At 40.5% G+C, this 17122-nt stretch carries 16 protein-coding genes; 11 read left to right on the top strand and 5 right to left on the bottom strand.

The features are described from left to right. The first annotated feature begins 53 nt into the window (after window positions 1–53). Entirely contained in the window at window positions 54–512 is a 459-nt protein-coding gene (locus ACLKML_RS03245; RefSeq protein WP_413283634.1) for a GNAT family N-acetyltransferase, read from the top strand. Between the two features lie 31 nt (window positions 513–543). On the opposite strand, the gene ACLKML_RS03240 is transcribed toward ACLKML_RS03245, so the two are convergent. Continuing rightward, entirely contained in the window at window positions 544–1149 is a 606-nt protein-coding gene (locus tag ACLKML_RS03240) for a DNA-3-methyladenine glycosylase family protein (protein ID WP_413283633.1), read from the bottom strand. A gap of 448 nt (window positions 1150–1597) precedes the next feature. On the opposite strand from ACLKML_RS03240, the gene ACLKML_RS03235 reads away from it, so the two are divergent. Beyond that, window positions 1598–2914: an NAD(P)/FAD-dependent oxidoreductase gene (locus tag ACLKML_RS03235; protein ID WP_413283632.1), complete on the top strand. Its 1317-nt coding sequence runs from the start codon at window positions 1598–1600 to the stop codon at window positions 2912–2914. Window positions 2915–2962: 48 nt separating this feature from the next. Here ACLKML_RS03235 and ACLKML_RS03230 read toward each other — a convergent pair whose 3' ends face one another. Both ACLKML_RS03230 and ACLKML_RS03225 read right to left on the bottom strand, forming a co-directional pair. Further along, window positions 2963–3301, bottom strand: a complete 339-nt coding sequence (locus tag ACLKML_RS03230) for a HopJ type III effector protein (protein WP_413283631.1) — start codon at window positions 3299–3301, stop codon at window positions 2963–2965. Between the two features lie 134 nt (window positions 3302–3435). After that, entirely contained in the window at window positions 3436–3966 is a 531-nt protein-coding gene (locus tag ACLKML_RS03225) for a GNAT family N-acetyltransferase (protein ID WP_413283630.1), read from the bottom strand. A 229-nt stretch (window positions 3967–4195) separates the two neighbouring features. Here ACLKML_RS03225 and ACLKML_RS03220 point away from each other — a divergent pair, with 229 nt between their 5' ends. Further along, window positions 4196–4441: a Rho-binding antiterminator gene (locus ACLKML_RS03220; RefSeq protein ID WP_413283629.1), complete on the top strand. Its 246-nt coding sequence runs from the start codon at window positions 4196–4198 to the stop codon at window positions 4439–4441. Window positions 4442–4506: 65 nt separating this feature from the next. After that, window positions 4507–4893 carry a DUF1801 domain-containing protein gene (locus ACLKML_RS03215; RefSeq protein WP_413283628.1) on the top strand — a complete coding sequence of 129 codons (387 nt, stop codon included), beginning with the start codon at window positions 4507–4509 and terminating at the stop codon, window positions 4891–4893. A gap of 57 nt (window positions 4894–4950) precedes the next feature. On the opposite strand, the gene ACLKML_RS03210 is transcribed toward ACLKML_RS03215, so the two are convergent. Beyond that, a complete protein-coding gene (locus ACLKML_RS03210; RefSeq protein ID WP_413283627.1) occupies window positions 4951–6303 on the bottom strand; it encodes a diguanylate cyclase domain-containing protein in 1353 nt (450 codons plus the stop codon). A 506-nt stretch (window positions 6304–6809) separates the two neighbouring features. Between ACLKML_RS03210 and ACLKML_RS03205 the strand changes: the two genes are divergently transcribed. The 7 genes from ACLKML_RS03205 to ACLKML_RS03175 all read left to right on the top strand — a co-directional run bounded on the left by ACLKML_RS03205 (window position 6810) and on the right by ACLKML_RS03175 (window position 14855). Continuing rightward, the gene (locus ACLKML_RS03205; RefSeq protein ID WP_413283626.1) at window positions 6810–7943 is read left to right on the top strand and encodes a transporter substrate-binding protein; all 1134 of its coding nucleotides are present in this window, start codon (window positions 6810–6812) and stop codon (window positions 7941–7943) included. Then, window positions 7940–8518: an ANTAR domain-containing response regulator gene (locus ACLKML_RS03200; RefSeq protein WP_413283625.1), complete on the top strand. Its 579-nt coding sequence runs from the start codon at window positions 7940–7942 to the stop codon at window positions 8516–8518. Before ACLKML_RS03205 ends, ACLKML_RS03200 begins: the two co-directional genes overlap by 4 nt. Window positions 8519–8522: 4 nt before the next feature. Then, a complete protein-coding gene (locus ACLKML_RS03195; protein WP_413283624.1) occupies window positions 8523–9377 on the top strand; it encodes an ABC transporter permease in 855 nt (284 codons plus the stop codon). After that, window positions 9374–10300: an ABC transporter permease gene (locus ACLKML_RS03190; protein WP_413283623.1), complete on the top strand. Its 927-nt coding sequence runs from the start codon at window positions 9374–9376 to the stop codon at window positions 10298–10300. The genes ACLKML_RS03195 and ACLKML_RS03190 overlap by 4 nt, the downstream gene beginning before the upstream one ends. A gap of 77 nt (window positions 10301–10377) precedes the next feature. Further along, the gene (locus ACLKML_RS03185) at window positions 10378–11988 is read left to right on the top strand and encodes an ABC transporter substrate-binding protein (RefSeq protein ID WP_413283622.1); all 1611 of its coding nucleotides are present in this window, start codon (window positions 10378–10380) and stop codon (window positions 11986–11988) included. After that, window positions 11978–12925, top strand: coding sequence for an acetamidase/formamidase family protein (locus tag ACLKML_RS03180; RefSeq protein WP_413283621.1), 948 nt, complete (start codon window positions 11978–11980; stop codon window positions 12923–12925). Before ACLKML_RS03185 ends, ACLKML_RS03180 begins: the two co-directional genes overlap by 11 nt. A gap of 193 nt (window positions 12926–13118) precedes the next feature. Next, a complete protein-coding gene (locus ACLKML_RS03175) occupies window positions 13119–14855 on the top strand; it encodes an ABC transporter ATP-binding protein (protein ID WP_413283620.1) in 1737 nt (578 codons plus the stop codon). Window positions 14856–15114: 259 nt separating this feature from the next. Here ACLKML_RS03175 and ACLKML_RS03170 read toward each other — a convergent pair whose 3' ends face one another. Next, on the bottom strand, window positions 15115–17013 hold the full coding sequence (locus ACLKML_RS03170; protein ID WP_413283619.1) for a PhoX family protein: 1899 nt from the start codon (window positions 17011–17013) through the stop codon (window positions 15115–15117). Window positions 17014–17122 lie beyond the last annotated feature (109 nt).

Raw genomic sequence — 17122 nt, 5'->3', positions numbered from 1 at the left:
AGTTACTATATAATCGACAATTATATCTTTCCGTCAAATTAGGTGTAACAAGAATGAACGTACGAAAAGCAAAAGCTCATGAGCTTGATTGTATTTATGCGATGGGTTTTGATGTTTGGAATGATGGTCTGACGTTTGAAGAGTATTTAACGGCTTGCCGAAAAAGCACCAAGTATCAATCTGGTACTTGGTATCTGTTAATAGATAATGACAAGATAGTTTCGTCGCTCATTGTTTATAGCGATAATTTTGGGCTTAAAGAAGGTTGTTTTGGTGTTGGATCCGTTGCAACGTCTCCAAATTGTCGTGGTAAAGGATATGCCTCTTACTGCATTAGTTCCATTACTACTGAACTGTTTGCTAACTCTAATTGTAAAGCGGTGTACTTGCATAGTGATATTGGTTATGAGTTTTACCATAAGCTCGGCTTTGTCCGCATTGAAGGTACGGATTGTATGTTGTATGCCAAACAGTCATCCAAATGGGACCACTCAATACCCAGTTATTTCTAGTTAATAATGACTCTTTTTGAGTTATTTCTGCTTAAGTATTATGGTAATAATTCCACAGGAATAGTGATCCAATGCTTCGCCAAGGCGTCCAATGGCTAACCAATTCACGTGCTTGTGTAGGGGTTGGCCTATAATCGAGTTGTTTTAATCGTTGTAATCCGATAAGTATTCCTAAATCGTCTGCAGGAAATATATCGGTTCGCCCTAATGAAAATATTAAATATATTTCGGCGCTCCAACGGCCAAGCCCTCTAATACTAGTGATGGATTGTATTGCCTCTTCATCGCTCAAGTGTTTTAAAGCATCAATATCAAAATTGTCGTCAAGAATGTCTTTTGCTAATCCTTGAGTATACTCAATTTTTCTGTACGACAAGCCCGCATCACGAAGCTGTTGATCTGGAATTTTTACGAATTGCTCTGCGGTAACGTCGTCTAAGAGACAAAAGACACGCTGTGTTATTACCGTAGCCACTTTGGTGGATAATTGTTGACTTATTATGGTAGATAAAAACGCTTCAAATCCACTAGAACGCATATGAATTTCTGGTGGACCGAACCTAGTGAACGCTTCTTTTATCTCTGGGTCAGCTAGACTTAAGTGTTGCATGCCCTGCAGTATGGTTTCAGCCTTCATATTTATCCTATTTGTGAGTACTGTTTTAAACATCTAAACGAGTGGTAAACACCTAAACTAATTTTACTAACGTTGACTATACTTAATTCAGAAACAAGCTGTTGAGTTAGTAGCTGGTTATGTCAGTGGCACTTGTTAGATCTAAACATCTTGCATATTTATATAAGAATATGCTAATTTAGATTGTGCTTTAGTTTGCTGCAACAAAAGGTATTTTAACTAAATAAGAGTGTATAGAAAATGCTTTGGTAAAAGCAGTGGCAACAACTAAGCACGTTCAATGTGTGTTGGTACAGTATCTAAATTAAACATTTTGATTTTTGTACAATTTTAAGTGATAGGCCGTTTTGAATACAGTCTCGCTTCAATGATGTGAAATTCCGCCACGCATAGAGTCAGTGATAATCAAGTTAATGTTGAGTAACGTAACTTAACTAAGGAAAAGAAAATGGCAATTTCCCGACGAACATTATTAAAATCTGGTTTAGGTATTGGTGCGCTCGGTGTGGCTGGTGTCACTTATAGTGAGTTGCAGAAAATAAAGACCAATGCAAAAATTGTCGTTGTAGGCGGGGGAGCTGCTGGGATCGGTATTTCCAATATGTTGTTACGCAGCCTTGACGGAGTAAGTATGACGATCGTAGAGCCTAGAGACTTTCATTGGTATCAACCAGGACAAACACTCTTTCTTGCCGGATCATATACAGAACCTAATGACGTAGTTGGTCCAATCGAAAAATACCTCGATCAGCGCGTGACGTGGAAGCAAGATTCAGTAGTGGAGTTTATTCCAGACCAAAATAAAGTCGTGACCACTGATGGTGAATCAATACACTATGACTATCTTATTGTGTCTACTGGGCTCAATCTACGCTATGACATGATTGAAGGCATGGATGCAAGCTTGATCGGAAAAAATGGTATAGCGAGTATTTATCATAGCCCTGAATCTGGCATTGCGAGCTATAAACAAGCTCATGATTTTATTAGTAATCCGGGGCAAGGTAAGGCTATATTTACACGGCCTCAAGGCGCAATGAAGTGCGCAGGTGCGCCGATGAAAGCAATAAACTTGGTTGAGAGTTTTGCTCAACAGTCGCCAAATCGTGAACACATAAATTTTGACTATTTTACGTCAGAATCATTCCTGTTCTCGGTCAAACCATTCAATGAAAAGCTGATAGATATTTGGCAGCAACGTCAGATCACGCCTAACTACGGACATGTGTTAAGTGCGCTTGATCCTGAGAAAAAAACAGCGACGTTTAAGCTAAATGATGGCGAGAGAAAAACGTTAGAATGGGATTTTATTCATATTGTGCCTCCTATGATGCCTCCTAAAGCAGTTATTGAATCAGAGTTAGCGGATAGTAATCGGTTCCAAGGGTATCTCGAAGTCGAGCCTTATACCTTACAACATAAACGTTATCCTAATGTGTTTGGTTTGGGAGACTGTGTTGGAACACCAATTGGTAAAACGGCCGCTTCGGTTAAATCTCAATTACCAGTGGTAACCCACAACCTTTGTGCATTGCTTCGTGGAGAAGAATTGAGTGCGAGATGGGATGGTTATACGTCCTGCCCTATGATTCTTGATGTTGGACATGCCATGCTGTGGGAGTTTAATTATTCACTGCAACCTGTAACAGCATTACCGTTTCAAGTTGTTGACCCACTTGAAGAAAGTGCTTTGGCATGGCGTATGGAAGAAACCTTCCTAAGGCCGGTGTATGACATTATGCTAAAAGGTTATACACCGATTTAATGGAAGGTTATTTACTCGTTGGGTTTAAGTTAAATCAGTAGTAACCTTCTATTTGGCGGTTAATGCCGTCCCATTGAAACGAATACCTGCCCAGCCGTGTTGGATGAAATTGCGAATATTGGCATGATCATTCCCCGCTGGGTTGTTTAACACATCGTCACGATAAAATTGGCCGAAACAAGCTAACGTTGATGGTTCGTCTAACCCTTGCATCTTAGCAAAAGCAAATATTTTGCATGACCCGTTGTTCTGTCCTGCTTGGTTTTCGGTTTCGCCGTTTACAAAGTTAACGGGGGTAAAGTCGAAATTAGAGTCAATAACTTGCATGGTTTGCTCAAACATCACTTCGTTTGGTGTTGTGGCTAGCAGCTGTAAGAATTGTTTCATGTCACATCCTGTGTCGAGATTATTTATTAGCGTTTGTACTATATCATTAGGTAAAAATAAAGAGACAATGCGACGTAATATCGGTTAGGTGAATCTCACGATGTCGTAAAGTGCAACTGCAACTAATTAAACATTTAAAATACTTTGGCTAAACGGGCCATATGATAAACAGAGACATAGTCACCATTTCTGAAGGCATAAAGAGCGGATTCGCCTTCGATAACAAAACCAAACTTTTTGTATAAGTTTATGGCCGCGGTATTATCTATATACACGGTTAATTCTAGTCGCTTTAAGTTTAACCAATTATCTGCTAAATCAACGGCTGCTGATAACAGCGCTTTTCCTATACCTTTTCCAAGTTCGTTATCTTTTACTCCCATGCCAAAGGAGGCAACATGTCGACGTCTATGGTTAGTACAAACTTCTAAGCCTAAATTTCCAACCACTTTGCCATCTAGCTCTGCAACGTAAGAGTGCACATTATCTGGTATATTTGACATCCTCTTGGTCCACATCTCAACTGTCGGATGAGGTAACTGCAAAGTGCAGCTATATGCATTTGGGCACTGGTAAATTTCTTTGATTAATTGAGCATCTGATGGTTCTGATTTTCTAATTTTTATGTTCACGATGAATGATTCCCTTAAATTTATAACGCTCATGTTATACGTCTGTTCTTCATGACTATATTTTCAATAATTCCAATACTTTGCCAGTTAATTCTATAATAACAATCAGTAGTATAAAATCACAATTCGCGTTAAGCCGTCACTGAGTCTATTATCAAGTTTTACCTATGCTTTGATTGAGACACCAATGTGACAGTATGACGTGTGAATTGAGTTTATAACGGAGCAAGGGGAACAGTTAATTCTGCCTTTGAATAATTTTATGATCACTTGCCAAGAATATGATTATGTTGAAATTGCTTGCTTATACCGTTATCCGGTGAGATTAACGATGAAAAGTGGTGAGATCATACAAGGCATTGCGCTTGATATATCGCGTAATGAAAATCGTAAAGAATGTATTAAAATTAGTCGTAACGAAATAGACATGCTGATTGAACTAGATAGTATTTTTAAGTTAGAAATATTAGCTGATAATCCGAATTTCTCTGAGATCATTTTTAAATAATTTAAAAATATTATGATTAAAAATGGCGTTAGTAAATACAGCCTTAGTAAAAAGAGAAAGTAATAATGGATAAACTTGTCAAAAATCGTTTTGAAGAATACCCCGATGATGTTCGAATTCGATTAGAAGAATTGCGGCAGTTAATTTTTAAGCTTTGTTCTGATTTGCGGCTAAATGACATCGAAGAGTCATTGAAATGGGGCGAACCGAGTTATAGCGTTAAGACCGGGAGTCCCGTTCGACTGGACTGGAAGCTGAAATCACCAAATAATTATTACTTATTTTTTCATTGCCAAACCAAACTCGTGGATACGTTTAGAGAGCTTTACGACGGCACGTTGCAGTTTCAGGGTAATAGAGCCATAGTCTTAAGTTTATCAGAGCCCTTACCAACGCAGGCAATTACGCACTGTTTGGAATTAGCCTTAACTTATCAGCAGTGGAAAAACTAGCGGCAAAGAGAACCTAAAAAGGTAATTAGAATTAGCCAGACAAAGAACTAAAATAAATCAAATTGATTTGGATTTTTTGTCTTCATACATTGACAGATCGGCTATTTTCATTAGTTCACTTGCAGTTATTTGTTCATTTGTATAAATAGCGTAACCAATGCTGACATTTACATGTATTTCTACGTGCCCGAATTGTGCCGGTTTAGCGCTAAATGCTTCCTTAATCGTGGTTAATACTCGTTGTAAGTCTGCTTCGTTAGCAAGCCTTGGAAGGATTATCAGAAACTCATCTCCACCGGTACGTGCAACAATATCAGATGATCTAAGGACACTTTTTAATCTCAAAGCAATTTCAGTTAATAATTTATCTCCGATTGCATGTCCGTAGGTATCATTGACCGCTTTAAATTTATCTATATCAATATTCAAAAGCACAAAACGGCTGCCTTTTTTCTGGCAACTTGTGATCATTTGCTCTAATGCATACATGAAATAGCGTCGATTTGGCAACAGAGTTAATTCATCTCGCATCGAGTGGACATATGCGCGATGATATAAATAATAGACTCCCATGAAAATAACGAGTAGTAACAACATCATAGGATAGCCAATCAGCCGTGATATATTATTTTGTGAAAAAGAAAAGGCCTCGTTTATTGAAGGTAGAGTTATTGCGATTTGCCAAGTACCAGAAGGTAACACGACGGTTTCTTTAATATACTTTGAGTCAAAAACGCTGCTCTTTCCCCAAAATACCTCACCTAAGGCGCCTTTACCGTCAGTTCCTCTTATAGCAAAATTGTATGTATTACTAATTTCGTCTATTCCTACGCTCTTGAATAGACTCTCAATATCTAGAACTGCACTACAAACACCCCAATATTCTTGGTTGTGTGGTGGATCGGTAAAAATGGGTGTTCGAGCGATAAGACCAATTCCACCTTGAACAAGGTTTAAAGGGCCAGCCATAAATATAGATTGCTGATCACGGGCTTTTTGTACGGTTTTAAACTGGTCGGGAAGGGTTGTATAATCTAATCCAAGCGCAGCTTTGTTGCCCTCTAAAGGATAAATAAACTCGATAACGTCATTAGGCGCGATTGCTAGATTCTTTAAATGTTTTGTTTTTTTATATAGTGCTTCTGCTATGTGTTGCCAGTGATCTTTAGGCATTTCTGGGCTGACATTAATAATGGTTGCTAAGCTGTTGGCATAAAAAATATCTAAATAAATATCCGCCTCTAATTTCGAGCGTATGATGAGTAACTCGCGCTGGGCTGAGCTTTTGATTATATTTTGAGAGTTAACTTGGTGCTGTGAATGTTGGTATTCAATTACAAAAACAGAGCCTAGTGCTAACGTAACTAATATAAATGCCATTAGTGTACGAATTTTTAATGGATTATTCATAGATACCAAATATTATTAATATTTTAATTTTTAGCCTCTCAGTCAAAGTTGACTATAGAAGATTTAACTATATCTATTTTTTATGTATTTGTAACTTTTCTTACGGTATTTCTATTGTGCCAGTGCTTTATGTCACAATCTATGAATAGAACCCAGTGCGGCAATTTATTTCATTCGAACTCGATTATTGAACAATCATATTCAATATTTATATTCTTCAGATTAGCCATAATTATGAGTTATTGTTTCTAAATCGCCTAAATTGGCACGCTTTTTTCATAGTTATTGTTAGATTAGTAAATAAATTAAGCGTTTTGACCAATTTGAGCTGATATTCATGCATTAGAGCACTAATATCGAGCATGCACTGCACCAGGATGGCGATTAATCATCCTGGATTGATCAAAATTAAGTCTTATTGAATTTCGCTTCGGCGAGGGTAATTGCGCCCAAACCTCCGTTTTATAGCGGAGGTTTGGGCGTTTTTTTTGTTCAAGGAAGATCAAATGAAGCACCAAGTCCCGATTGGGCTGATATATTCAACGCAAGGCACCTATAAACATATGGGAACCAATGCTTATTTAGGAGCGCTTTATGCTATCCAACAGATAAATAAAGCCAATTCATTGAATATTGAACTCATTGCTGATCATCGTGATCCGAAAGGAAACTTGGATCATTATGTTACGGCGGTGAATGATTTATTGGCTCAAGATATTCATCATATATTTGGCACGATAACATCGAGTGCTCGTAAAGAAGTATTACCCGATATACAAAAAGCGGATGGTATGCTTTGGTATGCAAGTCCATATGAGGGTTATGAGTGTGATGAAAACGTTGTTTATCATGGCCCATGTCCTAATCAAAACTTACTGCCACTGCTTAGCTATATTATTCCTAATTATGGTAAACGAGCGGCATTGGTTGCTTCCAACTATATTTGGGGATGGGAGAGTAACCGTATTGCTTCTGAATTATTGTCAGCAGCAAACGGAGAGGTGGTATTAGAACGTTGTTTTCACCTGGATGATCTTGATTTTTCCGCAACGATCTCTGCTGTTATTGACCAGTCACCGAGTTTTGTTGTTAACAATTTAGTTGGCGAGTCGAGTTATGCATTTCTTGAGCAGCTCAATGCTCAATGGTCACAGGATCCACTTGCCGTTTTAAGTTGCAACCTTACTGAGTGCGAACTCTCGACTTTACCTAATTTTGCCAATTTAAAGCTAATCACAGCCGCGCCTTTCTTTGAATCGGTTAATCCAGAATTTGTAGCGAAAGTAAAAAATACGTTGGGTAATGTTCCAGTATCGGCCTATTTTATGGGAGCTTATCTATCGATATACAGTTATTACTATTCGTTAGTTAAAGAGTTAACTAACGATACCGCAAAGCTGCGAAGCACATTGCAATCGATTTGTTATCCATCTCCAACAGGAGAAAGTCTGTCGATAGCAGCTAACCAACACGCGATTTTACCTTGTTACATTGGCCTGTGGCATAACGGTCAGTTTCAACTTTTGCACACCAAAAATCAGAGCCAGCCGAATCCATTTTTGACGGCGAAAAATTTTTTAGATGTGGAATTATTAGGCACGCTGTCTGACACCACTCCAACCTTGAGGTTAATATCATGATCACCAAACCTCTTTGTTTATCGCATATTGGATTACTGGGTTGCGATACTCGAACACGAGACCAGTTATTAAAAGTGAGTTCCCGCATAGGTTTGCAGTGTCAATCATTTGTAACCGCTACAGAGGTAAACAAAACCGATGTTCTGATTGTTGATATCGCACATTGCTATCGCCAGAACTTATTGGATTCAGCTTTGCCAATCAACCTTCCTATTATTGGATTATTAGCTCATGGCTCACCAACTGAAATCGATAAATCAATTGAGTTAGGTGCAATGGCGGTGATTCATAAACCTATTAATCAAAATGGATTATATGCAGCGTTATCGATGGCGCAGCGTTTAAAACAGCAGCAGACAATGCTTGTTGACGAATTGGCTGATCTTCGTAATCGACAGCAACAGAGAACCGTGGTGATTAAAGCGACAACACTTTTGATGGAACGCTATGAGGTTGATGTTGATAAAGCGTTATCAATGCTTCGAACGTTATCTATGCAAAATAATCAATCATTAGAACAACTTTGTCAGGACATGGTAGTAAAAATACCAAAACTGACCAGCACTAATAGGTAAGCTTATGTCTTTAATTACCAGCCTTTATCGTCGACCTTCTGTAATGATTGCATTGTTTATTATTGTAACAGTGGCAACGTTAGCTATTGGTGCACCATGGCTTGCACCGTTTGATCCAACCGAACAATTTTTTGAAGGTTTGACTCTTGAAGGAGCACCATTGCCACCAAATAGTCAATTTTGGTTAGGTACCGATCTTCTAGGACGCGACCTGTTATCACGTATTATTTATGGCTCACAAACTTCGCTTTTTATTGGTGTTGTTGCTAATGGGGTCGCGGTGATATTGGGTTGTATTGTTGGAATGACCGCAGCGTATTTCCGTGGATGGGTTGGGTCGATATTGATGCGTTTTACTGACCTTATGATGGCTTTCCCCGCGTTACTACTCGCGATTGTGTTAGCGGCTATTTTTTCTCCCAGTATTTGGATAGTGGCAATGGTTATTGCCATGGTGAATTGGGTACAAGTTGCGAGGGTGATTTATTCCGAAACGCTTGCTATCTCTGATAGAGATTTTATTGCGGCTGAACACGCTATAGGCTTGGGTTCATTCCGTATCTTGGTTGAGCATATTATTCCACACCTAATACCGACGATGTTGGTGTGGGCGACATTAGGTATTTCTACCACAGTATTGCTAGAGGCAACGCTGTCTTACTTAGGGGTTGGTGTGCAACCACCAATACCGAGTTGGGGCAATATTATCTTTGAAAATCAAACCTACTTCACCGTGGCTCCTTGGTTGGTCTTTATTCCAGGGGTTGTGATTATTGTTTTATCACTTTGCTTTAATATTCTTGGCGACGCATTACGTGACGCCCTTGACCCAACACTAAATGGGAGGGACGCTGAATGAGTCGCTATCTTGCAAAACGTATACTTCATGCGTTACTAATATTGTTAGGTGTTACATTCATTACTTACCTACTGCTTTATATGCTGCCGGCTGATCCTGCACGCCAAATTGCCGGACGCAGTGCCACGGCAGAAACCGTGGCAAATATTCGAGCTCAGCTCGGACTCGATCTGCCTTTTTATCATCAATACTTTAATTATCTTCTGGACTTGCTCCAAGGTGACATGGGCCGCTCTTGGCTGCAAAAAACCGAAGTGTCGGAGTTAATCGCAGCTAGGTTGCCTGCATCATTAGAGTTGATGTTTGCTGGAATCATTACCGAACTGATTATTGGGGTTAGTCTTGGTGTGGTTGCCGCTTTAAAACGGAATCGACCAGTGGACAAACTGCTCATGACGTTTTCATTTATCGGTGTTTCATCACCACAATTTATTGCAGCAATGTTGTTCCTCTACTTATTTTCGGTCAAATGGTCACTCTTGCCAATCGGTGGTTATGGTACATGGCAACATTTAGTCCTACCTGCATTAACGCTAGGCATACTCGGTAGTGGTTGGTATTCACGTATGGTGCGCTCCTCGATGATTGAAGTGATTCATCAAGATTTTATTCGTACCGCTAAGGCCAAGGGTATCAGTCAACGACGCATTATCGTTCGACACATCATACCTAATGCGATCCTGCCGATTATCGCCATGATAGGTATCGATATTGGTATCTTTATGGGAGGGCTGGTTGTGGTTGAGTCTGTGTTTGGTTGGCCAGGTATTGGTCAATTAGTTTGGCAAGCAATTCAACGAGTCGACATCCCTATTATTGTCGGTGTTACTACGGTGTCAGCTTTTGCAATCGTGTTAGGCAACCTATTAGCCGATCTCATAGCGCCACTTGTCGACCCACGTATTGATTTAAACAAAATGTAATTGTCGAAATTTGATTTTTTAAATGGAAATAATGATCGCTCTAATTGTTAAGCGCATCAACACTAAGGAAGGTAAATATGAATAAAAGTATTTTGGCGAGTCTGATCGCTGTTAGTTTAAGCTTTTCTGCCAATGCAGAGATTAAGCAGGGCGGTTCAATGAGTGTCACTTATAAAGATGACGTTTCTACCTTAGATCCTGCTATTGGTTATGATTGGCAAAACTGGTCGATGATTAAGAGCCTTTTTGATGGCTTAATGGATTATAAGCCTGGTACTACTGAGCTAGAAAAAGACTTGGCGGAAGATTTTACCATTTCCGACGATGGTATGTTGTATACCTTTACACTGAAAAAAGGCGTGACATTTCATAATGGTAGAGAGTTAAAAGCACAGGACGTTAAATACTCAATTGAGCGAACGATTAATCCGAAAACTCAAAGTCCTGGTGCTGGTTTTTTTGGTTCAATTGCAGGATTTGAAGAATTCAATGGCGGTAAAACAACCAGCCTTGAAAGCATTAAAGTGGTAGACGATTATACCGTAAGTTTTCAACTTTCTCGTCCAGATGCGACGTTCTTACACGTATTAGCGATTAACTTCTCTTCTGTTATTCCAAAAGAAGCGGTTGAGAAATGGGGAGAAGACTTCGGTAAGCATCCTGTAGGGACTGGCGCGTTTAAGTTGGATGAATGGAAGCTTGGTCAATACCTTAACTTTGTTAGAAATGACGATTACAACAAGCCAGGTTTACCATACTTAGATTCTATTCGTTTCGAGGTTGGACAAGAGCCAATTGTTGCTTTATTACGTTTAGAAAAGGGCGAAGTTGATATTGCTGGCGATGGTATTCCCCCAGCTAAATTTTTACAAATGAAGAACAACCCGCAGTTTAAAGATCTTATCGTTGAAGGTGAGCAATTACATACCGGATACATCACCATGAACGTGAAGATGAAACCATTTGATAACCTTGGTGTTCGTCAAGCTGTTAACATGGCGGTAAATAAAGATCGCATCGTTCGTATTATTAATGGTCGAGCAAAACCTGCCAACCAACCTCTTCCACCCGCTATGCCTGGCTATTCTGAAGATTATGTTGGCTATAGCTACGATATAGAAAAAGCCAAGACATTGCTTAAAGAGTCGGGCTTTGAAAATGGATTTACTACTGAACTGTACGTTGCCAACATCGATCCTCAACCTCGTATTGCTCAAGCAATTCAGCAAGATCTATCTAAAGTCGGTATCACGGTTGAAATTAAAGCATTGGCACAAGCGAATGTGATTGCTGCCGGTGGCGATGCAGAGCAAGCGCCAATGATATGGTCTGGCGGCATGGCGTGGATTGCCGATTTCCCAGATCCGTCTAACTTCTATGCTCCAATTCTTGGTTGTGCTGGTGCTGTTGAAGGTGGTTGGAACTGGTCTTGGTACTGTAATCCTGAGTTAGATGAAAAAGCAACGCAAGCGGATTCAATGGTTAACCCAGATCAGCAACAAGAACGTACGGCGTTATGGGAAAGCATTTATGTCGATATTATGGCTGATGCACCTTGGGTTCCTGTTTTCAATGAACAGCGTTTTACCATTCGTTCTGAACGTTTAGGTGGCGAAGACAGTATTTTTGTCGATCCTGTTCATGTTCCTGTTAACTATGACAATGTGTGGGTGAAAGATGTGCAATAACTGCTTAGTAAAAACAATACATAGTGCGAATCATCATTTTGGGTGGGATAACAGTATTGCGCCTATCGCAACGGTAGCACCCGGGACGACCTTAGAGTTTGATTGTTTGGATTGTTCTGGTGGACAGCTTGGTCCAAGTTCTACTCTTGCCGATTTGGATCAGTTGGATTTTAGCTCAATAAATCCTATCACTGGTCCCATTTTTGTCGATGGAGCCAAACCTGGTGATGTCTTAAAGGTCAACATTCAGCAATTTAAGCCGACAGGTTTTGGCTGGACAGGCAATATCCCAGGTTTTGGTCTTCTTGCCGATCAATTTACTGAATCGGCATTGCAGATCTGGGATTTTGATCCGAACTCTCTTGCACCGTCGGCATTTGGTAAATTTGCCAGAGTGCCATTGAAACCGTTCGCCGGGACATTGGGTGTTGCGCCAGCAGAATCTGGACTCCATTCCGTTGTGCCACCAAGACGAGTAGGGGGTAATCTAGATATCCGAGACCTTTCTGCAGGAACGACCCTGTATCTTCCTGTTGAAGTTGAGGGCGCATTGTTCTCAATTGGCGATACGCATGCTGCTCAAGGTGATGGTGAAGTTTGCGGGACAGCTATTGAGAGTCCAATGTCAGTGGTTGTGGAGTTGGATGTGGTAAAGGATATGAATATTCAAACCCCAATGTTTACCACTCCAGGTCCAGTGACCAATCATCTTGATAGTAAAGGTTACCAAGTTACAACGGGTATTGGCCCTGATTTAATGACAGGAGCACGAAATGCAGTTAGTCAAATGATCGAGCTCATATCTAAGCAGCACAATATGCCGGCCGAACAAGCCTATATGTTGTGTTCTGTTTGTGGTGATCTTCGTATCAGTGAAATCGTTGATATGCCTAACTGGGTCGTGTCGTTTTATCTACCTAATGTAATCTTCGATTAAAGCAAAATGCTACTTTGCTGCTGTTTTGTTGTTTATATGTGGTGGTATTACTACGTACCAATGCGAAGGTAATGAACAGCAATGCAATGGTAATAAATATCAAGACAGCGCAAAGTAGCGAAGTGACATTTGTACGTCATCAATTAGCACAAGGCAGTGCGGCTAGAGAAAAGTATCAATAAGGAATAATGTTATGAGTAAACTATTATCAGTAGAAGGGGTATCGATAGATATCGGCCAAGGCTCAAATAAAAAACGAGTGGTCGAATCATTATCTTTTACCTTAGACAAACGCCAAACTCTCTGCATTGCTGGTGAATCTGGTAGTGGTAAATCACTGTCCACGCTCGCTATTATGGGGTTACTTCCTAAAGTTGCCACAGTGCCTCAAGGGGCGATTATTTTTGACAATCAAGATCTCATCTCCTTAAATGAGCGCAAGATGCAACAAATCCGTGGTAATGATATTGCCATGATTTTTCAAGAACCAATGACCTCTCTTAATCCGTTAATGACGGCTGGCAATCAACTGATTGAAGCAATACGGGCTCACCAGTTTATTTCCGTAACGGACGCAAAACGAGTGGCAATGACGATGTTAGATGCGGTTAAAGTGCCTCAAGCAGAGAAACGTTTTAAACAGTACCCGCATGAAATGTCCGGTGGAATGCGTCAGCGTATTATGATCGCTATGGCACTAGCCTGTCAGCCTAAAATTTTGATTGCAGATGAACCAACCACGGCTCTTGATGTGACAATTCAAGCCCAGATCTTGCAGCTTTTACGAGAACTTCAGCAAGACTTTGACACGGGGGTTCTGATGATAACCCACGATATGGGCGTTGTAGCTGAAATGGCCGATGATGTGGTGGTAATGAATCGAGGTGTAGTTGAAGAACATGCGCTGATTGAACCATTATTTACCGCGCCACAATCGCTGTATACGCAAAGCTTGTTGGCTGCGGTTCCTAAGCTTGGTCATGCCAAACCACTAGAGCCGGTTTCTGCTTCAGAAAACCTTTTGCAAGTAAAAGATCTGACAGTACGCTTTGCTATGAAAAAACCTTGGCTCTCACGTGATTACCAACAAGTTCGTGCGGTTGAAAAGGTCAGCTTTTCTATAAAGCCAGGTGAAACACTCGGATTAGTTGGCGAAAGCGGTTGTGGTAAATCCACCACAGGTCGGGCTTTAATGAACTTACAAGCATTTCAGGGCAGTGCCATTCTTGATGGTGTCGAGTTGAATAATCTAAAAGGTCAGCAACTTAAGTCTATGCGTAAAAATATCCAGATGATATTTCAAGACCCTTATGCTTCTTTGAATTCGCGAAAAACCATCGCCGCTTTGCTGTCTGAGCCGCTTTTATTACATAACATTGCAACCGAAAAAAACTGTAAAGAACATATTATAAAGCTATTGAATCAAGTTGGCTTAGAAGCGGATGCAATGGACAGATATCCGCATCAGTTTTCTGGCGGACAACGTCAAAGAATTAGTATCGCGAGGGCTATTGCGTCGCAGCCTAAACTTATTATTGCAGACGAATCAGTCTCGGCTCTAGATGTATCGGTACAAGCTCAAGTATTAGAGTTACTTCAGCAGTTACAGCGTGATTTAGGCATTAGTTATCTTTTTATTTCTCATGATATGGCAGTAGTAGAACAAATTTGTCATCGAGTTGCGGTTATGCACGGTGGGCAAATCGTTGAGATGGGGCCGAGAGATCAGATAATGCAATCGCCGAAACACAGTTACACCCAACGTTTACTAAGTTCTGTACCCATTGCAGAAATTAGGCCCAAAAGAGATCTCAAGTTGGTGCTGTCAGATCATGAAACGACCGATCCTATTAAGATGTCTTCACATCGTGCTGAGCCTATCATGTATGACAAACATGACAATGACCATTTAGTTGCGATTAACTATTGATTTTATAAGATATTAGCTATTGATTTTATAAGACATTAGCTATGAATTGATAGATTATTAGCCAGTAATCTATAGAACTAGAAAGGGTAGGTGAGTCTTGTTTTTCTACCTTTTCAGACAGTATGCACAATTTAACAGTGTCTTTTGATTATTTCGTTACGGCGAACAATAGGAGTAGCGTGATCAACCTCTGCGAGTGTTAATCACGCTTTTTTAACGATAAGAGATAAAATTAGCGAAGGAAAACATTTATCTTCTGTTATGCACCAATTACACCACCATCCTTACGAGTAATAGCAATAACAGAGGATCGAGGGATGCTATCCCCACCTTGAGGGAAGTGTGAGTCCGCAAGTTTTTCGCCCGGATGCTGGACGCCAACAAACATCGTTTTGTAGTCTTGTGAGAAAGTTAAGCCTGTAATTTCACAAGCGACAGGTCCTGTTAGAAAACGACGAATTTCACCTGTTTTAGGGTCACTACAAAGCATTTGGTTATTGCCCATTCCTGCAAAAATATCTTTATCTTTGTAGTTGCCATCGGTTTGAATCCAAAGGCGACCAAAACGGTCAAAACCGATTCCATCTGGGCTGTTAAACATATTATCTTTGTTGATGTTGTCAGTACCAGCCATTAAGCCTGATTTATGTACTTCTGGATTGCCGGCCAATACATAAATATCCCATTCGAATGTATTCGCGATGTGATTTCCATTGTCTGGTCTCCAGCGGATGATATGCCCATAAGGATTTTCTTTTCGTGGGTTTGCTGCATTCAAAGGTTGTGACTCTTTTACGCCGCGGTATTTATTGTTGGTCAGTGTACAAAAAACCGAATGATTATCTGGGTGCACAGCAACCCACTCTGGGCGATCCATGGTGGTTGCACCAACTTGAGTGGCGGCAAGACGCGCGAATACCATTACAGAAGCAGCATCTGGGAAACCATTTTCAGGAGTGAGACCGTTCTTACCCCATGTCATTTCTAGCCATTCACCTTGTCCGGCTTGTTCACCTTCAGTGCCATTAAATTTGGCCACATAAAGCGTACCATCTTCAAGTAGGTCAGCATTTTCAGAGGAGTCTGCAACATATTTGTTTTTAGAGACAAACTTGTACAGATGCTCTCCGCGTTCATCATCACCCATATAAACAATAACATGACCAGATTCATCAATCGTTAACGCGGCATTTTCGTGTTTGAATCGACCTAACGCACTTCGTTTTTTGGGTGTAGAGTTTGGGTTCATTGGGTCGATTTCGACAATCCATCCCATACGGTGTGGTTCGTTAGGGTGCTTAGCCATGTCAAAACGATCATCGTGTTTAAACCAATCATAGCCCCAATCTTCTTTTTTTAGACCGTAGCGGGCATAACTATCACCAAGGTCATTGTCAGCAGAAGAACCAAAGTAGCCATTGAAATTTTCTTCGCAAGTTAGATACGTTCCCCATGGCGTTTGTCCGTTGGCACAGTTGTTCATAGTACCAAGGATTTTCATTCCCGATGGATCGTTCTCTGTTTTTAAAAGAGCATGTCCGCGAGCTGGACCGGTCATCTCCATCTCAGTAAACGCGGTGATTCTGCGGTTCACTCTGCCTTGTGGGTTGACGACCCATTTGCCATTTTTCTTGGTCAGTTCAACAACAGATACACCGTGGGCTGCCTGTGCTTTTCGTACGTCATCGGCAGAAATATTTTTACCCTGATGGGGGTATAAATACTCTAAATTCACATATTCATTGTTTACCGCAAGAAGTGCTCGGTCATTTGAAATAGGGAAAAATGTCATCCCATCGTTGTTATCACCGAATTGTTTTTCTTGTGCCAGAGAATCATTTGACTGACTGAATTCGGGAGCACCGTTGAGTATTGGGTCACCCCAAGAAATTAGAACATCAGCATCATAACCGGCAGGTACCACAATGCTATCGGCCGTCGATGCTGGAATCGCCTCGAAGCCCATAATAGCGGTTTCATGTTGCATAGAACTTGCAATGGCTTGGCTAATTGGACTAGCAGAAAAAAAAGCAACGGTACTAGCAGCGCCGGTGTTTTTAAGAAAATTTCTGCGAGACATTACGGCTTCTATAAAGCGGTTGAATTCGGGTTCCTTTTCTAGAGGACGCTGATCATCATCGTGGTCAAACTGTGTCATTGGCTGCTTCCTTTACGTGTTTATATTAGCCTTTACGCGGCTGTTAATTATGCCAACACCATAGAAGTTTATTGTTGCAGTAAGATTGCACTTAAGTAACCGAAATGTG

Origin of the sequence: Vibrio sp. MA40-2, from assembly GCF_047302445.1 — a bacterium.
Taxonomy (GTDB): domain Bacteria; phylum Pseudomonadota; class Gammaproteobacteria; order Enterobacterales; family Vibrionaceae; genus Vibrio.
The sequence above is the reverse complement of the archived record's forward strand: the minus strand, read 5'-3'. Positions and strand labels throughout refer to the sequence as shown.

Coding starts and splice junctions, on each gene's coding strand:
- ACLKML_RS03245 (WP_413283634.1), top strand. CDS start 54: ATGAACGTACGAAAAGCAAAAGCTCATGAGCTTGATTGTATTTATGCG.
- ACLKML_RS03185 (WP_413283622.1), top strand. CDS start 10,378: ATGAATAAAAGTATTTTGGCGAGTCTGATCGCTGTTAGTTTAAGCTTT.
- ACLKML_RS03190 (WP_413283623.1), top strand. CDS start 9,374: ATGAGTCGCTATCTTGCAAAACGTATACTTCATGCGTTACTAATATTG.
- ACLKML_RS03205 (WP_413283626.1), top strand. CDS start 6,810: ATGAAGCACCAAGTCCCGATTGGGCTGATATATTCAACGCAAGGCACC.
- ACLKML_RS03220 (WP_413283629.1), top strand. CDS start 4,196: ATGATCACTTGCCAAGAATATGATTATGTTGAAATTGCTTGCTTATAC.
- ACLKML_RS03195 (WP_413283624.1), top strand. CDS start 8,523: ATGTCTTTAATTACCAGCCTTTATCGTCGACCTTCTGTAATGATTGCA.
- ACLKML_RS03230 (WP_413283631.1), bottom strand. CDS start 3,301: ATGAAACAATTCTTACAGCTGCTAGCCACAACACCAAACGAAGTGATG.
- ACLKML_RS03175 (WP_413283620.1), top strand. CDS start 13,119: ATGAGTAAACTATTATCAGTAGAAGGGGTATCGATAGATATCGGCCAA.
- ACLKML_RS03235 (WP_413283632.1), top strand. CDS start 1,598: ATGGCAATTTCCCGACGAACATTATTAAAATCTGGTTTAGGTATTGGT.
- ACLKML_RS03180 (WP_413283621.1), top strand. CDS start 11,978: ATGTGCAATAACTGCTTAGTAAAAACAATACATAGTGCGAATCATCAT.
- ACLKML_RS03200 (WP_413283625.1), top strand. CDS start 7,940: ATGATCACCAAACCTCTTTGTTTATCGCATATTGGATTACTGGGTTGC.
- ACLKML_RS03170 (WP_413283619.1), bottom strand. CDS start 17,013: ATGACACAGTTTGACCACGATGATGATCAGCGTCCTCTAGAAAAGGAA.
- ACLKML_RS03225 (WP_413283630.1), bottom strand. CDS start 3,966: ATGAGCGTTATAAATTTAAGGGAATCATTCATCGTGAACATAAAAATT.
- ACLKML_RS03215 (WP_413283628.1), top strand. CDS start 4,507: ATGGATAAACTTGTCAAAAATCGTTTTGAAGAATACCCCGATGATGTT.
- ACLKML_RS03240 (WP_413283633.1), bottom strand. CDS start 1,149: ATGAAGGCTGAAACCATACTGCAGGGCATGCAACACTTAAGTCTAGCT.
- ACLKML_RS03210 (WP_413283627.1), bottom strand. CDS start 6,303: ATGAATAATCCATTAAAAATTCGTACACTAATGGCATTTATATTAGTT.